The organism is Legionella drancourtii LLAP12 (assembly GCF_000162755.2).
Lineage (GTDB): Bacteria > Pseudomonadota > Gammaproteobacteria > Legionellales > Legionellaceae > Legionella > Legionella drancourtii.
This window is the reverse complement of record NZ_JH413840.1, coordinates 13,509-31,691: the sequence shown is the minus strand read 5'-3', so window position 1 is coordinate 31,691 and position 18,183 is coordinate 13,509. Positions and strand designations below refer to the sequence as shown.

Here is an 18,183-nt window from a genome sequence, read left to right as displayed (position 1 = left end):
ACTTCCCCCCTACACCTGCTGAAACATAACTTGCAAAGTGCTCATGTCCTTTAAAATAAGGAAATGTACTTATAGCTAAATTGCTATAACGGCCTAATCCATGCTCAAAATTGGAAAAAAGATAAACACCTGACGATGAAAAATGATTTAAAAGTAGGCTCAAACTAATTGCCATGAAGAACATAAAAAGCAAGTAACAGCTTGTCACCAAGGTAATTTTTTCATTAAGATTGCCTTTCTAGTATGTTTATAAAAAAAGTTGCGATATTTCTTCTACGCTTCTAATAAACTCTGGTGATGATTTTATCTCTCTTAATCTGAATAAAAGTTGGGAAAGCTCAAAGCCAGAGCGTAATTTAGGTTTAATCCAAAGGTCGAGGAGTTCTTCTGAGTTGAGAATATTGAACGGGCTTTCACTTTGTGTGATTACATCCACAGCACAGGCGCAGATCCATTTTGATGGTAGCGCATGTCCTTGCGCATACCCCTTAAAATGGCCAATTTTTATATTGGGGATTTTCTTATATTCATTTGTAGCAATTTGTTTAAACTGATTATAAAAATCAGGAATTTCAATCAATTTTTTGAATAACTCTAGGATAGAGGAATTAAGCTTATCCGCGTTCTCTGCAAAATCCTTAAAATTAATCTCTTTTAGAACATTACTCGTGATTCCCGTTTTTTCATACAGGCTTTTTTCAGTAGCCTTAATCTTATTGATGATGGACTTAAGCAATGAGTCTACGGGTCTATAGTCAATTTTGTGTTCTTGGCATTTTTTGTGTAATTCATAAATGGCTTGATAAAAATTTTCTGGCAGAAAGAGTCTATAGCGTTCTAAATCGGTTGCATTAGTATCTTGATGCTCATGAAAGAATTTAACCATTTGGTCAAACCATGAAATTTCAAATAGTTCGGCCTCTGAAAAAATCGCTTCTTCTGGTAAGGGTGGATTAGACTGCCCATAACTGTATGAAATGTTTTCACCTTTAGTTTTTCGAGCGATCTGAATTAAATCTTCAGAGCGCCTGTTTTTTCTTAATGTAATTTGTAAGGTTTCTTTCATTTTATACCCGCCTTGCGCTCTGTTCCGATGGATTAATTACGGGAGACATTAGTAGTTCCTGTAATTGTTCTGGGTGCTTATCTAAAAGCACTAAAAGCATACTTAACGGTTTAGGGATTGGGTTTGTTCCTCGTTCATATCGGTTAAACGAGTTAATACCGCCACCAAATAAACGACTGGCATCCTTTTGATTCAGATTTAAGTGTTTTCTTATTTTTGCAATTTCATTAGGCGTTAATATCCCATCAATTCGTGAGCGATGCCCTTGAATTTCTAAGGCAGTGGCTTTGTTGTCCTCAGGACTTATAACACCCTCCCCACATGAGTCGCACCAAAGTGCTGGCTGCATGATGCAAAATGCGTGTCCTTTATAGTGATAGGTTGTGCTTCGCTCTTCATGGCTTGCTGCCAGTTCACCACAAATTGGGCATAGTTCTTTTGTCATATTATTTCTCCTTAAATGAGAGAATAAGTTCGCCATAGGTGTTTACTTGAAACTTTATATAAAGATGAACACCTTTAAAATTAGCTTTATATACATCTTGCCAAGCGGTGAAGCCTGGGGTTACTGGTGCCATTGATTTATAAAAATCAGTGCTTGTTAAGCTTTGTATGGCTTCTACTACATCATGATCGGAGAAGCCGAGAGCTAATTGTCCTTGTTTGGCTGATACCGTCATTCGTAATTTATGTTCGTTGTTAAACGCTTTTTTAATATCGTTTAAATTATAACTTGGCCGTCTTGATTCGCTCATGGAATTGTCCAAATTATAACCTTTAAGGTTATTATAGGTATAAATTAAAATAACCTCAAGAGTTACGTTGTTCGATTATAAATAGTGTAATACAGGCAAGATGATTATGCAACAATAATTCGCAACAAATAATTGTTGCATAAATTTGATTTTATGTTATTCTATAAATGTCTGAGAAAAGACACATGTTTGAAACACAAATAAGGATACCTAATAATGAACCGTGATAGAGTCATTTATAAACAACTCGTCTTAGAGAAAAATCGTCTAAATTTCCTCCCTAAACATGTAAAAAGGCATGTCATTCAATTTGAAAATATTATTTATTACTTTGCTCAATCCATGTGTTATCAATACAGCGGCGGATATTGGAATTTCTACGAGCTAAGCAATGAAGGATTCTTTCTTGCTCCGGCATTAGAGCTGCCGTTGGAGATGTTTGTTGATGGAAATGGCTTTAACGGGTTTGTTAGCGCGGAAGCCTTGGGCGTTATTGTCACATTATTTTCGCTTAATGGCATTTCTGGGCAACAAGATGATGATTTTTTAATTGATAAATATTACGCATTACGTGACTTTGCCCTTCAGCATCCCGAGCGGGACTTGATTTTACTTGCAATTGATTAACCGCATGCCCCTATATAGGGGGGAAGTCATGATACGTGTCAAAATAGGACTTTTCATAGTTCTTACAGGTTATAGCCTTTGCTGCATATGGGCTAAAAACTATTTTTATTGAAAATTTATCAATTAGTTAATTAACAAGTCGGGAAGTTTTATTTTTACTTGGAATGAACGGCAATCATACTGCATTGCTGCTTTTTTGGGATACAAAATTATTTTCTACGAATAATGCCTATAACCCATACACAGCAAGGGTTTAAATGCCATTGGAACTACGAAGTGACCCATTTGCACACGTATCCTTACTTCCCCCCTTAATCAGACTTAATTTTACATAGTTTTTCTATTTCCAATTTATTAACAATCGCTTGTTTAATGGTAGCACCAAACTCTTGGGCAATTATCTGTAATTCTTTAAAACCTTCAATTTTAGATAGAGGTTCAAACATGAGATGTGCTTCATCCTGAATTATTAATCTATCGTTATTGGGATTTTCTAATGATTTCATTCAGATCTCCTTTCCTTTCCTTTAATTTCAGTAAAACTTTATCCATATCTTTCTTTATATACCTATTCAACTTGAAGGTACTGGATTTATCAGTTGAATAGGTATATTGCTTATCAAAATAAGAAAACGGGGGGGGTGCGACAAAACCTCTTTTCTCCGTACACGTCGTTGCTAGTTTCATTACATTACAACCCATGACCCTTGACTCAAGCCTCCGCTTAAAAGGTCCTTAATAGGTTAAATATTTCGCATGAATGTAGGTTATTCTTGACTAATTAATTTACATTATGAGTTTAAAATATTATTATATTTGAGGGTTGGGGTGAGTATAACTGCCAGATCACTCCGACCCTCTAATTGTCCGAAATTTGATGTGCAGAAAGTATTTGTTAAATAATTAAGGAATTAAGGAGTTATCATGAAAAATAAGATTGTCGAAGGCACACCTCATGAAAAATCATTTCCTCTTGTCACATCCAGTCCCCCAGAGATGCATGAAAATTTAAAAATTTTACTTTCAATTATAGTGGACTTAAACTCCATAAAGTCAACATGTGCTTATTTGAAGCAAAATAACCAGATTTCAGAAAATAATATTTTACCTGAAATATCGTGGGCTGCGACACTAATTCGTTACTACCGTTGTTGTGCTATGGCTAAGAAGTATTTTGGATTTAAAGAAAAATTTTTTAAGGAAATTAGCGAAGATGCTTATAAGTTTCATAAATATCATGTGAATATGAGGGACATGCACGTAGCGCATTCTGTTAATGCCTTCGAACAAATGGAAATTGGCCTTGTTCTTACACCTCCGAGTGGGCTAAAGGCAATATTAGGAATAAGTAATTTACAAATGAAATTAACAAGACATAGCGACCCACAAGCCATTCACGACCTTGGTTGTTTAGCTCAATTCATTGAAAATAGATTGTATTTATTAATAACAAAACAGGCCGAAGCATATCATGAATTTTTTTCTCAAAATATTTCAGATAGTAATTGCGTTCTCATAGACAATCCTGTTGCAGGTAATCCTGTTGCAGGTAATCCTGTTGCAGGTAATCCTGTTACAGGTAATCCTAATAATTGTATTATTATCAGGGCAAAATCTATTAAATCTAAAGATCCTTTAGACAATTTCAAACAAAATATTGATATACTATCCAGCTTATTTTCTATTACAAAAGAATTGGAGTATATCCAAAGAACCTGTGATTTTATTACACAGCATCTCCCTTCTACGGCAAGCAATGATCAACCTAATATGTTAAATATTGATAATTTATGGTCTTACACCTTAATTGCTTATCGAAGATGCTTTAATTCAGGGGTAAGAGCTCCTTTAACCACGGAAATATTTGATGGATTCGAGAAATGGTATAAGGTGGTGCACGAATCTTTTAACGATGATGCAGGTGAGATGCACGAATCTTTTAGCTATAGTGCAGGCGCGGTAGCTCATACTAGTAATTACTGTGATTCTTACAAGGCATGTTGGATCCTAGATAAAACAGAAAATTTTCGCATTTTAAATATTAATTTTAATTATCAAGTTAATTATTTTTTACCTACTCTGCGTGAAGTTCAACAAATGAAAGCTCTTGTGACTTTTATCCTCAAAAATATCCCTGCATTAATTAATCAGCAGCAGGAAACTATATTACGAGAAGCAAGTGCACTACCTATAGATACTCTATATGCGACAGAACTTCTAAAGTTAGAGGTTCCAGGACCGAAGAAAGTGCTAGATAGTCGTAATACGATGTTTACTGAATCTCCAAGTGGTGACGTATTGGATGAAGATAACGAGCTTGATTTAGGTGGGTCGCTGTATCCTGAGTCTTCAAGTGGTGAGGTAGAGGATGAAGATGACGACTATAATTTAGCAAAGTCGTTTAATCTTTCTTAATATGGTGCTCTAGACGCGGAACTCTGGCCTTGATGTCTTTGTTTTCCAGGATTTACACATTGAATATTGGTTAAACTTTGTGTATATTTAGGGATTTTGTCGAAAATTTTTTATCAAGTTATCAAGTTATCAAGTTAAGGAGTTAGGGAAGTAAGGATACGTGGCAAAATAGGGCTTTTGGTTTTTATAACACCTATTTAGCCCATATAAGATAAGGCTTTAAGTGATTTTATTTGAAAAAAGGGTTGTGTCGCAAAAATTTTGCTAGTCGATAAACGCAGATATTTTGGGCGTAGTTAAGCCGCTAGCGCATAGAATTGTTCAAAAATAGTCATGTTATCTGATTGCTGATGTTGGGGGGAAGTAAGGATACGTGTGCAAATGGGTCACTTCGTAGTTCCAATGGCATTTAAACCCTTGCTGCATATGGGCTATAGGCTTTCTTTATAGAAAATAATTTTGTATCCCAAAAAAGCAATAATAGGGGTTTAGGTAAGCAAATTACCATTTTAGCCGGTGGCATATTATGCGAATAATCAACCCGTGGGTTATTCTTCATTTGAACAAGCGGTAAAATAATAAATTTTTTTTGCCGAATCTAAAAAAAATCAGTCAGTAAATTAAGTTATCTTTAAATAAGTAATATTAATGCCATGAATAATCTAATATTATTAAAAGGATAAAGCCATCAAATTAATGGATAGTTTATGAATAATCAGAGACAATTTGTTATTGGTTGCATTATAGGAACCAGGCCAGAAGTAATTAAAATGGCGCCTATTATTTTTAAATTAAAATCATCTTCTTGGGCTAAAGTATTTGTAATTAATACTGCTCAGCATCGCAGTTTGCTGGACGATATGTTAGGTCTATTTGATTTGATTCCCGATGCTGACCTAGATAGCATGACTACTGATCAATCGTTAGGTGAATTAACTGGGAATCTGTGTAAAAAACTCGATGCCCTGGTAAAAAATAATAGATTTGATGTGCTTCTTGCCGCAGGAGATACAACCACGGTATTTGCATCTTCCTTGATTGCCTTTTATCACCACATTCCATTTGGGCATGTTGAAGCTGGTTTGCGAACCTATAATTCCAAAGAGCCGTTTCCTGAAGAAATTAATAGGATATTAACTGCACCTCTGGCTACATGGCACTTTGCACCTACTCAGTTAGAAAAGAATAATTTAATTCGTGAAAATATAGATCCCTCTAAAATTACTGTTACTGGAAATCCTGTTATTGATGCCTTGTATTGGGTGCTAAAAAATAAACCCAAACCTCATTCATTTCAACAATGGTCTAATATTGTCATTGTTACTGCTCATCGACGAGAAAACTTTGGGGAACATGTAAAAAATATTTGTCAGGCAGTGCTTGAGCTTTCCAATCAATTTAAACACATCAATTTTTTATTTCCTGTTCATCCTAATCCTCATGTACAAAATGATATTTTTTTACTCCTGAACGAAAAACCAGGAATTCATCTCCTACCTCCTCTAAGGTATGATGAATTTGCCCATTTAATGAATAGGGCATTGCTAATACTTACTGATTCAGGTGGAATTCAGGAAGAGGCCCCTGCTTTGAATAAGCCAGTAGTTGTTTTAAGAAATATAACGGAGCGGCCAGCAATAATTTCTGAAGGAGTCGGGGTATTGGTTGGAACCGATAAAAAGGAAATTATTAGAACGGTGAGTGAATTATTAACTAATAAAAACCTATACTCTACAATGGCGCGTGGAATATCACCTTATGGTGATGGTAAGACCGCTGAGCGTATTATAAGCTTTTTGAAACAAAAGCTTATATCGATACGAGAGACCTAGTTTTACCATCAATTAACTTATACTGTAAATTAACAAAAGTTACTGAGTGGTTTGATGCGCTATCGAGGGATAGAATATAAATACACTATTATTGAAAAAGATGGACAATTTTTTGGAGTCTGTTCTTTTTTCATTTTTACCAGTGAGTTACTGTATGTTGAAAAAAAATATGTTCCTGAAAAAAGCGCTACTAAAAAGCACGCTAAAAAAATAGCAAGACTTTTTTCCAAAAGCTTCATAGAGCTTTGCTCTAATTTATATAAAGAGCATGATTCATAAACTGAGTATGCCCCTGCAAATTGCAGAGTTTTAAGCTAAATATTGTTCAAATTTAATGGTTTTAATTAATTTATGAAGAATAATCAATGAGTACAAAATGAGCTTTATAGGGTTTGATGTGGTTTATAATTTTTTCTATGAGTAATTCATTTGTCGGATCATCGATACTAATAGTGAGGATCCCCTTTATATCATCAAAAGATACAGCTCCTGCCCTATGTTCTATTAACCAATGAATCAAATGTTCAGGAATAGATAGGTCACTTTTGTTAGTTTCTGCTAGCATACTTTGTGGGATTAATTCCAAATGGTATTGCTTGGATAGTAATTGAAGCAGCTCGTGACTACTGATTAAATTTAATCGACACAGCACTTGGCCTAAACGCTCCCCAGTTTGCTGTTGCTCAAGGATTGCTTTATTTAATTGAGTTTTCGTAATTATTTTTTTTCAAGTAATAAATCCCCTATCTTTTTTCGGTAAGGAGTCAGAATATGGCTGCCTGGAAAATGATGATCCGTTTTATCCCATGAGGGTTGCTTACTGGTTGCCTGACTTTTCGGTGTGGTGTAATAGACATGATAGGCACGGATTAAGGCATGGAGGTTTAGTAAATTGCCATAAAAAGTCCGAGGAATCGATAAAAAAGAGGGTATCCAGCCGTAGACTCTTCTAATAGCTATCATTCGCTGTATCATGCGCTCAATCATCATCAGGGTCACTGTAACGATTAACCACCATACCCATGGATGTAGGTTAAATTGCTCCTGCAGCGAAGGATATTCAGGGTTTGTATAGGTACATAGTGAATAAACAAGCCAGAAAAGAAATACAAAATACCCAAAGCCATTAATAAAATGCGTTATAAAAGATTTTCTATCGTGTGCGAGAGTAAATCTTATTATCCATTCTTTAGGCCATTGTGTATGCTGCCATTCTTGAAATACGATACCAATGATCCAGCGTGCTTTTTGGCGGACTGCTTTTGTATATTCCAAGGGGAATAAGGCACGGGTAGCAATATATTCCCGGGTAGGTTTTTGCACGTAGCCTTTTCGAAAAAAACCACGGGGTCGCCATTTCATGCGAACAATTGTTTCTGTGACAAATATCTGTTTTAACCCCTTGATGCGAATCGCTAATGAAGTGCGATAATCTTCTGTTAATGAATCAGTTGAAAATGGGGTTCTTGTTGTTGGATCTTCGAGCAGCTTTAGTGCATGTCTTGAAAATGCAGTACCGACTCCTGCAGAAGGAACATGACCATGAATCGATTCTCTTACAATGATGTCCTTAGTATGATTTTCTGAAAACTCATCGGCATATAGCCAGTGTGTAAAATTCCAGTAATTTATCTCTAGAGGAAAGACTGGAATTTGAATCATTTCTTTACGGGGCATTAAGTAATTATAAAGTTTAAATGACATGGGATGAATGATGTCTTCTGAATCATGAAAGACAAAAATGCTAAACGAACGGTTTAGTTCTTTTTCAAACGCTTTGACATAATTATAAATTCCATTTAGATTTGCGGCTTTATTTGTGGGGCCGGGTGTTGTTCCAATGACGCATCGAACATTTTTTATAAGATTGGCGACTTCCTGTACTTCATTTACCGTTTCAGGATCGTTTGGATAGACACCAACAAACAAATAATAATTAGAGTAGTCAATGGAATAGCAATTATGTTTTAACATGGTACCAATCACTCCCGCCTCATGCCAGCAAGGAATGAGTACCGCTATCATTTGCTCTTCTTTTTCTGCTAATTGCTCATAGGTTAAGGGTTTATAGCCACGAGTTTTCCATAGTCGAAACACATACCTTATCCAGTAATAGCCGTCAAAAAACAAATCATCTATCCCCGAAATAATAAACAGGCAGGACAGAGCGACGAGAAAATACCACATAATAAAGTAGATAAATAAAATCAATTCGCTAGGCATTACACTCTCTAAGCTTAAGGTTGCACGTTCTATTGATTAGTATGGCTCATTAAAAACGAAAAAAGACCTCCACCATGGCCAGATTATTATAATATTTAGAGCGATAGGGGTTGGGTGTTGGGCTATTTACAGGGATATAGTACCCCTGAAGGGCCTCCAGGCGTAAAACAATATTGATACGATTACTTGGTTGAAATGCCATTCCAGGACCCAATGAGTATACGTTGTTAAAAAACTCCCGATTTTTATCAAGAATGAGATAGTTAGCCAAATAAAAATCTAATGAAGCACTTTGGAAGGTTGCAACCCGAAGTCCTGGTCTAAACCAGGCGGTTCCTATAATATTATTGGTATAACGAGAGTAGTATATAGTATCTGCATATAATGTTGATACCCATTTCCAAGGGAAGGCCAGGCCCGCTGTCCATGTGGGTTTTTCTCCCCACGCGTTGTAATAAACCAGTCCACCACGCACATCACTTCGCCACTTGGCACGGTTTCGATAAACTAAATCCTCCGCTTGACCAATTTCTACAAAAGTTTGTAGTGGAATTTTAGGCCAAAGATAGGTACGAAGACCTACAGCATAAATGGCGACATTGTCCTCAAAAATTTGTGAAATGGAATTTTGAATAATTAGTCCCTGGACTGTTCCCGAACGGTTATCTTTTGTCCGACGCCAGGACGCATAGGCATCCGTATGGTGATTTTCATTCACAGTAATGCCCGCTCGGGTGATGGTGGGTAAAACACCCAAATCAAAACGGCTAAAATAAAACGGTGCTGAGTAAAACTCAGCAAAAAAAGGCTTGGGCAAAAACTGAAATTGAGAACCTCCCATACCGGTCATTGCCAATTCCGCCTTGGTTTTAATGCTCATATCCATTGTTTTTGAAGCCAGATCAAAAAAATGGAATGCTTTAGGTTTGTTGTTCTGTGCATCGTATAAATAGGCGATGCTAAGCGCATATTCCGGATTTCTCTCCAGATTATATGCCTGGTTCCAGAGTGCTATTGCACTACTGGAGTTCTTTTGTGCCATGGCAAAATAGGCGGCTTCTTTTAAGGTTCGTATGTCATTAGGATGCATTTGTAATAAGCTGTTAATGGCTTTTAGCGCAATAGCAGGCTGGTTTAGTTTATTTTGATAAAAGAGATTCCAAAGCTTGTCTTCAGGACTAAGTGTTGTATCGGAACCCTTATTGGGTTGGGTTTCGACGGGATTTTTTTCTAAAAATGCCAGCGCTTTTAGACTTTGTTGTTTTAATATGAGATTTCCGTGTGCGGCTCCATAATTAAAAAAGAACAGTGCTTGCCCTGTGTCTCTTTTTTTAGCATAGAGATAACCAATTTGAACGGCTAATTGGGCATCCGCTTTGATGGCAAAAGCTTTAAGAAAATAGTGCAACGCAACATCGAAATTATTTTGTTGCAGTTCAAGATAACCTAGTTTCACGTAGGCCTCTTGGTCATTGGGAGCCATGGAAATAATCAGGTGCAAATAGTTACGAGCAGAGTCTGGTTGCAGTTTGATGATGTCTTGTACTTTTGCGTAGAGGGGTGAAAGATCTTGTTTTGTTGTGATGTGAATGGGCTCGATAAAGGAAGTAGTGTTTATCGGGGTTGATTGTATGGTTTCTTGTGGATAAAGAGCTTGATACAGTATCGTTGATTTTTTCTTCAGGTCGGGACTATCGGATGTTAACAGTTTTTTTAGAATGGGCTTGGCTTCTGCTATCTGGTTCAACATGATGTATAATTTAGCAAGCTCTAATTCAATATGGGCATCTTGAGGATACAAAGCATGATTGTTCTGTAAAAAAATCATGGCTGAGTGTGTGTCGCCCTGTTGAATAAACCAGTTGCCCTTAGCGTGAATTGCGATGGCATTAGAGGGATCTTGTTTTAGAATTAAATCCAGAGCTTCCTTTGCTTTTAAAGGATTTTTATCTTTATAATTATAATAAAAATTGAGCAACGTGGGAATGTCACGCTGTACGGAGCGTGTTTTTTTCATCGCTGAATAAATTGTAATTCCTGCAATACAAACAAACAGGAGCACATACCCTGTTAATTTTGCTTTGCGCATTGCATAATCTCATTTAAGTTATTGAGTATATTATATTAAAGTATCAAGTAATTCAGGGATGAGCCATACATAATGAACATTAGATTGAAACATTTTTTTATTACCTTAGCCTTAGTGTTTTGTTTTTGCACTCTATTTGCGGCAAACAATCCGCTAGTAGCAGGAGGCTCTTCTTCAGAAACATTTACCCTGAACCAGCTTTCGAAAATTGATACAGCCGTGCTTGAAGGAAATAGACCGTCTTATACTTTCTATATTCCAGTACCGGATCAATGGCAAGTCAATTCGATGGATTTGAGTCTGATCATTGAGTTCTCACCACTTTTATTTAATTCATCGTCACTCACCCTGATGGTCGGTGATACTCCGTTGGATAGTATTAAACTCGATAGCACCAAAGAACAGCCTCTTTTATGGAAGATTACAATTCCTAAAGCATCTATTGCAAAAAAAATGACTACCGTTCGTGTGGTAGGATATATGAAACTTAGTGAGGACGTGTGTCAGGATATTGAGAATCAAGGTAACTGGGTCACTTTGTCGGGAAATTCGAGTATTACTTATAACTATTTCAACAAACAAGCTGGCTGGAGTTTAATGGAATTCCCTTATCCATTTATACATAAAGATGCTCCATTCATTGATAAAGTTTCCTTTTACCTGCCAGCCCAAATCGGTGTAGCTGATTTTTCCCCTTATTTTAAGTTTGCAAATTTATTAGCTAAAGAGGCGAGCTGGCGTGGTGTAGAGATTGATATAGAACACCTCAATGAACTGCCCACCTCCGGACCTACTTTTCCTTCTGTCATCATTGGTACTCCAGAGATTGTTGATTTTTCTTTATTGGGTAGTCCAGAGCCGCTTCAATTAAAAAATGGTACCTGGTTAAAGAACGATGGAACACCCTTGAGCGATGATAACGGTTTTATCTGGTTACGTCGTCTTGGCCAGCAACCTGTATTGATTATCTCGGCCAATAGCAAAAAAGGTCTGGCTACAGCAGTGGAGTCAATTAATTCAAATCGGATGCGTTTTACGGTGACAAATACCTCCTTTTTTATCGCGCAACCGCAATCGGCGTCAACTCTTGTGAAGATGAGAAACAAAACGAATATAAGCTTCCGTGATATGGGATATAAAGACAACGTAGTGTTTGGAACCGGACAAAGTCAGATAAATTATGAGTTCAACCTTCCTGCACAATTCACCAACAACCCAGTAAAATTTGTTTTAAATTACAGCCATAGTCCTTTTCTGCAAAAAGACAGAGCTTCAACAATCAGTGTCCTCGTTAATGGATTTCCTATTGATGGCGTTGTATTGCAAGCGGACTCCGCGCAAACCAATGTTTTTGAGCTTGAATTGCCGCAAAAGCAATTACAACTTGGAAAAAATACGTTAACGATTACGTTTAATCTTATGTTATCAGGCGCCTTTTGTTCCCGAGACTATTTGAGTCAGGCGTGGGGCACTATTTACGATAGTAGTCATTTGCAATTTTATCAATCGGATAATCCTCATAGGGATCAGATCAAATCATATCCTGCTCTGATGGAAGGAGAAGTTTTTGTTGGTTTGCCAGATAACCCTGAAGTATATAAGGATAAAATATTGGTGAAAGACATGATTGATTTTGCAATGATGTTGGACAAAAGCTCCTCACTTAAAGTCATGGATACGAAATTGCTTAAAGGTGAGATTGACCAACATAACCTTGTTTATTTTGGTACTGGTATTACTGATTCGCCGGTTATTAACACGTTGAAGGGGGCACTTAAGTCTCTCATTGATAATCTTAATGCTACATCAAATCTTACTTTGAGGGGTATTGATACATCCATTTTTACAAACGCATTTAAAAAGACGCAAGATATTGGTTTTGTCGGCATTAATTCAATGGGAGCGCACACTCAATTAGTTCTTTATGGTTTTACCTCTAAAGAATTAAGTCTTGCCACAGGTTTGTTAAATAACACATACAAACTTGGATTGTTGTCAGGCAATTTAGCTGTATCATTTCAAAATGGTACGTTTACAAGCTTGTCATCTAACGAGATTCAGGAACATGTACAAAAAGAACTTGCTATGGAACGCGTGAGTCGATTAACCATTAGTTACATACTGTATGGGTTTGGTTGCTTAATATTGGGTATTTTGATTTACTTTGGCTGGCGTAAATGGCATAAAAAATAAAAAGATAAGGGGTTTTAAGTAAACAAATTACTATTTTAGCCAGTGGCGTATTATGCTAAAAATTAACCCCTCCGCTACTTCTCTAAAAGATTCCGCGAAGCATCTTATGCCTCTTTGATTAAATTGATGATCAAATCAACCATAATTTCCTTTTGACTTGGTTCACTTTGTGCAACCAATAATGTAATGGCAACCAATGCATTTTCATTAATTTTAGGCTCACCATTTTTTTTAAGATGGTGTTTATTCCGTTGTAGGAACCAAATAAACATAAACGCCCCAATTCGTTTGTTCCCATCGATAAAAGGATGATTTTTTACAATAAAATAGAGCAAATGAGCCGCTTGCTCTTCAATACTGGGATACAGGTATTTGCCATCAAAACTTTGAATAATAGAACCTAAAATTCCAAAAAAGCACTCATCTTTAGGGCTTCCAAATAAAACAGTGGCTTCTTTTTGATTCATAAGCCTCTCTCTCAACCTATCAATCGCTTCAAGGGCTTCTTGCGGCTTAATCACATCAATTACTTGTTCATTTAATCCGCCTTTTGGAAAATTACCTGTATCATACTGGTTCAATAAGGCAAAGCTATGAGTATACTGTGTTAACACCGATAAAAGACCACTTGCCTCAGAATAATCCAGCGATTCTTGGGGTACTTTTTGAAAAAGCATCACCGTTGCTTTTAATCGATTGATTTGTTCTATTTGTTGGCGCAATCGTGATTCATTCAAAGCATATCCTTGTACTAAGTACTCCTTGAGCACTTTGTTAGACCAAATCCTAAATTGCGTCCCTTGCTTTGAGTTTACTCGATATCCTACAGAGATAATGGCATCCAGATTATAATGTCTGACCTTTCGACTGACGTTCCTTGTTCCTTCAAGACGAACTACCGAGTAATCCTCGGTAGTTGCTTTTTCTGAAAGCTCCTCTTCGGTATAAATATTTTTTAAGTGCAATCCAATATTATCAGAGGATGTTCCAAATAATTCAGCCATTTGCTTCTGAGTCAACCAAATGGTTTCTGATTTAAGACGCACCTCTAATTGAAAACTACCGTCTTCAGCTTGATAGATAAGTGCCTGATTTTGATTAGTATTGTGGATATTGACGTTCATGAGATTACTTCCTTTAAATATCTTCAAAATGGTAGGTGCCATAAATTTGGATGTGCTTAAACATTAATGGAGATATTTTCTGCAAATGCTCACTTTGAATGTCATATCCTTCCCCTCGAAGTGAATCAACTATTTTCTGTATGTGATGGGTGTTCCAAACCAGTACTGCATTGGATACCAGACTCAGGCAGCTGGCTTTATTCATAATTTCCTCATAATCACTGGTCTTAAAAGCACCTCGATTGAGGAAGAATAATTTCTTCGCTAATTGATGCCTTGATTCGCCATGATTGAGATGCAAATGAACCGTGTGACGTAATTCTTGATCAGCAATATAGCGCAGAATATAAATACTTTTAATGATCCTACCAAAAGCCCTTATCGCTTTGGATAAATTATCGGTTCGATTCGCCAACTTTTGGATAATCACATACGCTGGTGCCAGCCCATTTTTTAATGACGCCACAATGCGAACGATTTGATCCCAGTTTGCACGAATCAGTTCAATGTCTATCGTGCCGCTGAACACCTCATCTAAAGCCCCATAACTCATTGTCTTATCTATTTTATAAATATTTTGCTCCGCTAAATCTTTAAGCCTTGGATGGAATGGAAAACCCAGCAAATAAAGTAAGGCAAAAAGATGCTCGGTAAATCCATGGGTATCAGTGCTGTGAAATTCAGGATTGAGCAAGGTGTCATTTTCTAGTAAACCTGTTAATACATAAGGGGCTTCTCTTTCACCCGTTGAAATCACTTGTGTCCCAAAAACACCACCTCGAGCCACATGGGTATAAATCGAAATAGCTTTCTCATAATAGCCGTAATACCTTGGGCAGTAGGAGGAGAGAAAAAATTTCCTTTCAATAGGGTAGCGCTGTGCATCTGATGTGGAATAACGACCATCAGTCATTTCACTGCTAATTGGATAGGTTAAAAAATAATTGACTAAACGACGATTGGTTTCTTTGATGGTTTCTGGGCGCAGATACACGTGAGAGGCATGGGTTAATGCATCAATACTGATCCCAACAGCACTAGAACCCATTCCAAATAAACCAATGTTGGTTGCATGAGCAAGAATGGCGGCAAGCAAAGGCTTTAAGGGGAATTTAGCCGTTTTTTCTGGTTCATAAAATGGTGTAAATCCCTCAAGGCAGCCCGATAAACGAGAAGCTTCTGCCAAGAGTTTTTCGATTCTAACCGTAGGCATGCGTGATTGGATTAGCTTACGCAACTGAACTACTTCTGGTGGGATAACCAGGGCATCATCCTTGGTAAAATGAAACTTACCGTCTTTAATGGTGACAAAATCATTAGTGGGTAGGGTGTTACAGGCGTGGGTCGCCACCTGATGATATTCACCCGTCAGTACCTCCTTAATGCTGTCAAATTCATTAGGGAGTTTAAGCTTTAAGTACTGCTGTTCTCGTTCCTGCTCCCAAGGAAGCTCTCCATAAACCGTATCCCAAAAATAGCGGTTGTTGCGGCTTTTTGAAAGGTAGATGTCTCCTGCGCTGATTTCTTTCTTAAGCGCATAATACAAGCCCATTTCCCAATGATGCGTTCGGACTTGTCTATTCTCATCATAGACAATGTCCTTCCACATTTTGGGCAGAAAGTCTGTGGGCAAGTCTACCGGCAGTTTTTTAATCTCACCGGCATGGAGTTTTCTTAGAAGTTCAATTGCTTTCATTAGCGAGGCAAGTCCTGTACTGGCATTTAATTTCAGTGTTAGGAATCGTTTAGAAAATTGCCTAATGTAGGAAAAACGGTTCACAATATGGTCGGTAACACCAGATGACTCCAGTTTGTCGATGGCTTCACAGGCACTGGCTGTTTCTAACATTGTCGCTTCATTAAACTGAGTGACAAATTGCATCAGGGTAAATTCTTTAACCGCTGCCTGGGAAAAGGCGGACTTGATAAACTCACTGGCTGGTTTAAATTTCCCCTTATTCTTTCTGGATACTTTCTCACGCTCTGCAGATACTTCATTCTTAGCGCGCCGGTTAGTATCCAGTAATATTCGCCTGAATAAAAAAACCAAATAATCAAGAATCGTTTTAGCCGTTTCATGCAAAAAACAAATGATGATGGCCTCTTGTTTTACTTTAGAGGCCATATTACGCAATTGAACCGCATCATAATAGCGACCTTTTTGAGCCAGCTCCGTAATAACATCAGGATGTATGGCTGATAAGTTACACTCCAAAATACCTAACTGTTCAATTTCCTCAAAATAATCCAGGTACTTATTCATCGCATCACTATTTGCATTTTGAGGGGATGTTCTTAGATCGGCTAATTGCGCGTATGCCTCTTTATGCTCAGGTGTAATTAAATGATACAGTTTAGCGCGCAGCGATGGTGCCAAGGTTTCTGCAATACTGCAATGAAACCCTTCAATCGCCTGATTGACCTTCTGACTCACTATGCGACCTAGGGTAATGGGGGATGGCAAAACAATATGACCGCTTTTTAAGTGATTGGTAGCCAGTTCAATGAGCCGACTTTTATCCAGTGTTTCTTTGCGTAATTGGGAAACCAGCCATTCCTCTAATTTGAGGGATTCTGCTTCGTTAAATTCACTATACCCGAGGTACTGTCGAATTTTTTCTCGCTGAATATAACTATGTGGTGTATTTGAAAATACGGGCATCGTTGAAAATGGTTGATCAAGCTGTTTTGCAAGATAGCTTATAGCAGTAAAGGACAAGACATCATCTTTACCGATAAATCGCCCATAAGCTCTTAGATGGCAAAGAAGTGCTGCAAATTTAATCCCCTGCTTGGAGTTATTGTTAATAAATTGGATGTCTTCTTTGGTTAAAGTCCAATCAATGGCAAGTTGATCTTCTGTAATCCTTATTTCAGTATGCATCAATGCTCACTCCCGAACGCTCCATGTGCTCTGCTAGCTTCTCTTTTGATGCCTTGGTATAAATAGCTGTTGTATTGACTGATTCATGCCCCATGAGCATTGCTAATTCAACAAGACATCCAGGATTGGCCTGTAAAAATTGGGTGGCAAAAGTATGGCGCAAGGTATGTGCCGTAACATTAATACGTGTAATATTGGCTCGCTTAGCCAGACTGCTAATCAGTGCTTGCAGTGCCCTGATTGTTCCTTGTTCGCCACGCTTTGTAGTAAACAATATATCATCTGACCCAAGAGAATCACGAGTTTCTAAATAACGGGTTAGCGCTCGTCTTGCAATCGAGTTTAAGGGGATCTCTCTGTGTTTCCTGCCCTTTCCATCCACTACGTTGACGCACCCTGAACGTTCCCTAATCACCACATCTTTCATTAATAAATTATTTAATTCCCCAACTCTTAATCCCGATTGTAAAAGAAGTTGCACTATGGCATAGTTTCTTAAAGCGAGACCATGGGTGGAAAGACCTGAAGCTCGTAGCAAAGCATGAATTTCATCTTTGTTGAGTGCGTTTGGTTTGGTGGTAGTTGCCCGTTTTACAAAGTGGATCGCTGAAGCTGGGTTATCAGGAATGAGATTGGTTTTCGCAGCCCAGGCATAAAATCGTTTTAAAACTTGGATATGATGATTAATCGTTGATGGTTTGCGCCTCAGGATCTTGGAAACGTATTCTCGGTATGCACGCAGATCGTTTGCAGTGATTTCCAACAGACAAACCTCTTGTTGGTAAAAATCTAAAGCCCAAGTAGTAAATACGTTTATTCCTTGGATGTAACTACTAATTGAGGACTCAGATAGATCCTGCTGCTCCAACGTGGCTTTAAATGAATTTAGCAAACCATCATGATCCATTGTATGTATTATGTGAATAATCAACCCTAGAATTAGACTACCTGTTTGTTTCGCATAATACAATAAAT

At 37.5% G+C, this 18,183-nt stretch carries 15 protein-coding genes; 5 read left to right on the top strand and 10 right to left on the bottom strand.

Going from position 1 to position 18,183, the window contains the following annotated elements; translation table 11 throughout:
- Window positions 1-247 precede the first annotated feature (247 nt).
- From LDG_RS13260 to LDG_RS13250, 3 genes are read right to left on the bottom strand one after another with little or no spacing between them, the layout of a single operon-like run.
- Entirely contained in the window at window positions 248-1,066 is an 819-nt protein-coding gene (locus LDG_RS13260) for a hypothetical protein (RefSeq protein WP_006871912.1), read from the bottom strand.
- 1 nt (window position 1,067) lies between these two features.
- Window positions 1,068-1,511, bottom strand: a complete 444-nt coding sequence (locus LDG_RS13255) for a type II toxin-antitoxin system MqsA family antitoxin (protein WP_006871911.1) — start codon at window positions 1,509-1,511, stop codon at window positions 1,068-1,070.
- A gap of 1 nt (window position 1,512) precedes the next feature.
- A complete protein-coding gene (locus tag LDG_RS13250) occupies window positions 1,513-1,821 on the bottom strand; it encodes a type II toxin-antitoxin system MqsR family toxin (RefSeq protein WP_050805571.1) in 309 nt (102 codons plus the stop codon).
- Between the two features lie 216 nt (window positions 1,822-2,037).
- On the opposite strand from LDG_RS13250, the gene LDG_RS13245 reads away from it, so the two are divergent.
- Window positions 2,038-2,448, top strand: coding sequence for an antirestriction protein (locus LDG_RS13245; protein WP_006871909.1), 411 nt, complete (start codon window positions 2,038-2,040; stop codon window positions 2,446-2,448).
- 311 nt (window positions 2,449-2,759) lie between these two features.
- Here the strand turns inward: LDG_RS13245 and LDG_RS13240 are convergent, their stop codons facing one another.
- Window positions 2,760-2,954, bottom strand: coding sequence for a hypothetical protein (locus tag LDG_RS13240; protein ID WP_006871908.1), 195 nt, complete (start codon window positions 2,952-2,954; stop codon window positions 2,760-2,762).
- Window positions 2,955-3,372: 418 nt separating this feature from the next.
- Here LDG_RS13240 and LDG_RS13230 point away from each other — a divergent pair, with 418 nt between their 5' ends.
- The 3 genes from LDG_RS13230 to LDG_RS13220 all read left to right on the top strand — a co-directional run bounded on the left by LDG_RS13230 (window position 3,373) and on the right by LDG_RS13220 (window position 6,974).
- Window positions 3,373-4,863, top strand: a complete 1,491-nt coding sequence (locus LDG_RS13230; RefSeq protein WP_006871907.1) for a hypothetical protein — start codon at window positions 3,373-3,375, stop codon at window positions 4,861-4,863.
- A 707-nt stretch (window positions 4,864-5,570) separates the two neighbouring features.
- Window positions 5,571-6,695, top strand: coding sequence for a non-hydrolyzing UDP-N-acetylglucosamine 2-epimerase (wecB, locus tag LDG_RS13225; RefSeq protein WP_006871905.1), 1,125 nt, complete (start codon window positions 5,571-5,573; stop codon window positions 6,693-6,695).
- A gap of 51 nt (window positions 6,696-6,746) precedes the next feature.
- Window positions 6,747-6,974 carry a hypothetical protein gene (locus LDG_RS13220; RefSeq protein WP_006871904.1) on the top strand — a complete coding sequence of 76 codons (228 nt, stop codon included), beginning with the start codon at window positions 6,747-6,749 and terminating at the stop codon, window positions 6,972-6,974.
- Between the two features lie 70 nt (window positions 6,975-7,044).
- Here LDG_RS13220 and LDG_RS18635 read toward each other — a convergent pair whose 3' ends face one another.
- From LDG_RS18635 to LDG_RS13210, 3 genes are all read right to left on the bottom strand, one after another.
- Window positions 7,045-7,347 (bottom strand): hypothetical protein, encoded by a 303-nt coding sequence (locus tag LDG_RS18635; protein WP_148263584.1) that lies wholly within the window; start codon window positions 7,345-7,347, stop codon window positions 7,045-7,047.
- 65 nt (window positions 7,348-7,412) lie between these two features.
- Window positions 7,413-8,918, bottom strand: coding sequence for a glycosyltransferase (locus tag LDG_RS13215; protein ID WP_006871902.1), 1,506 nt, complete (start codon window positions 8,916-8,918; stop codon window positions 7,413-7,415).
- Between the two features lie 49 nt (window positions 8,919-8,967).
- Window positions 8,968-11,007, bottom strand: a complete 2,040-nt coding sequence (locus tag LDG_RS13210) for a tetratricopeptide repeat protein (RefSeq protein WP_006871901.1) — start codon at window positions 11,005-11,007, stop codon at window positions 8,968-8,970.
- Window positions 11,008-11,079: 72 nt separating this feature from the next.
- Between LDG_RS13210 and LDG_RS13205 the strand changes: the two genes are divergently transcribed.
- Entirely contained in the window at window positions 11,080-13,200 is a 2,121-nt protein-coding gene (locus tag LDG_RS13205) for a cellulose biosynthesis cyclic di-GMP-binding regulatory protein BcsB (RefSeq protein ID WP_006871900.1), read from the top strand.
- A 104-nt stretch (window positions 13,201-13,304) separates the two neighbouring features.
- Here the strand turns inward: LDG_RS13205 and rhuM are convergent, their stop codons facing one another.
- The 3 genes from rhuM to LDG_RS13190 are packed head-to-tail and all read right to left on the bottom strand — an operon-like array spanning window position 13,305 to window position 18,100.
- On the bottom strand, window positions 13,305-14,324 hold the full coding sequence (gene rhuM, locus LDG_RS13200; protein WP_006871899.1) for a virulence protein RhuM/Fic/DOC family protein: 1,020 nt from the start codon (window positions 14,322-14,324) through the stop codon (window positions 13,305-13,307).
- 13 nt (window positions 14,325-14,337) lie between these two features.
- Complete coding sequence (locus LDG_RS13195) at window positions 14,338-17,208, bottom strand: Tn3 family transposase (protein WP_006871898.1); 2,871 nt, start codon at window positions 17,206-17,208, stop codon at window positions 14,338-14,340.
- Window positions 17,198-18,100: a tyrosine-type recombinase/integrase gene (locus LDG_RS13190; protein WP_006871897.1), complete on the bottom strand. Its 903-nt coding sequence runs from the start codon at window positions 18,098-18,100 to the stop codon at window positions 17,198-17,200. The genes LDG_RS13195 and LDG_RS13190 overlap by 11 nt, the downstream gene beginning before the upstream one ends.
- Window positions 18,101-18,183: the final 83 nt, after the last annotated feature.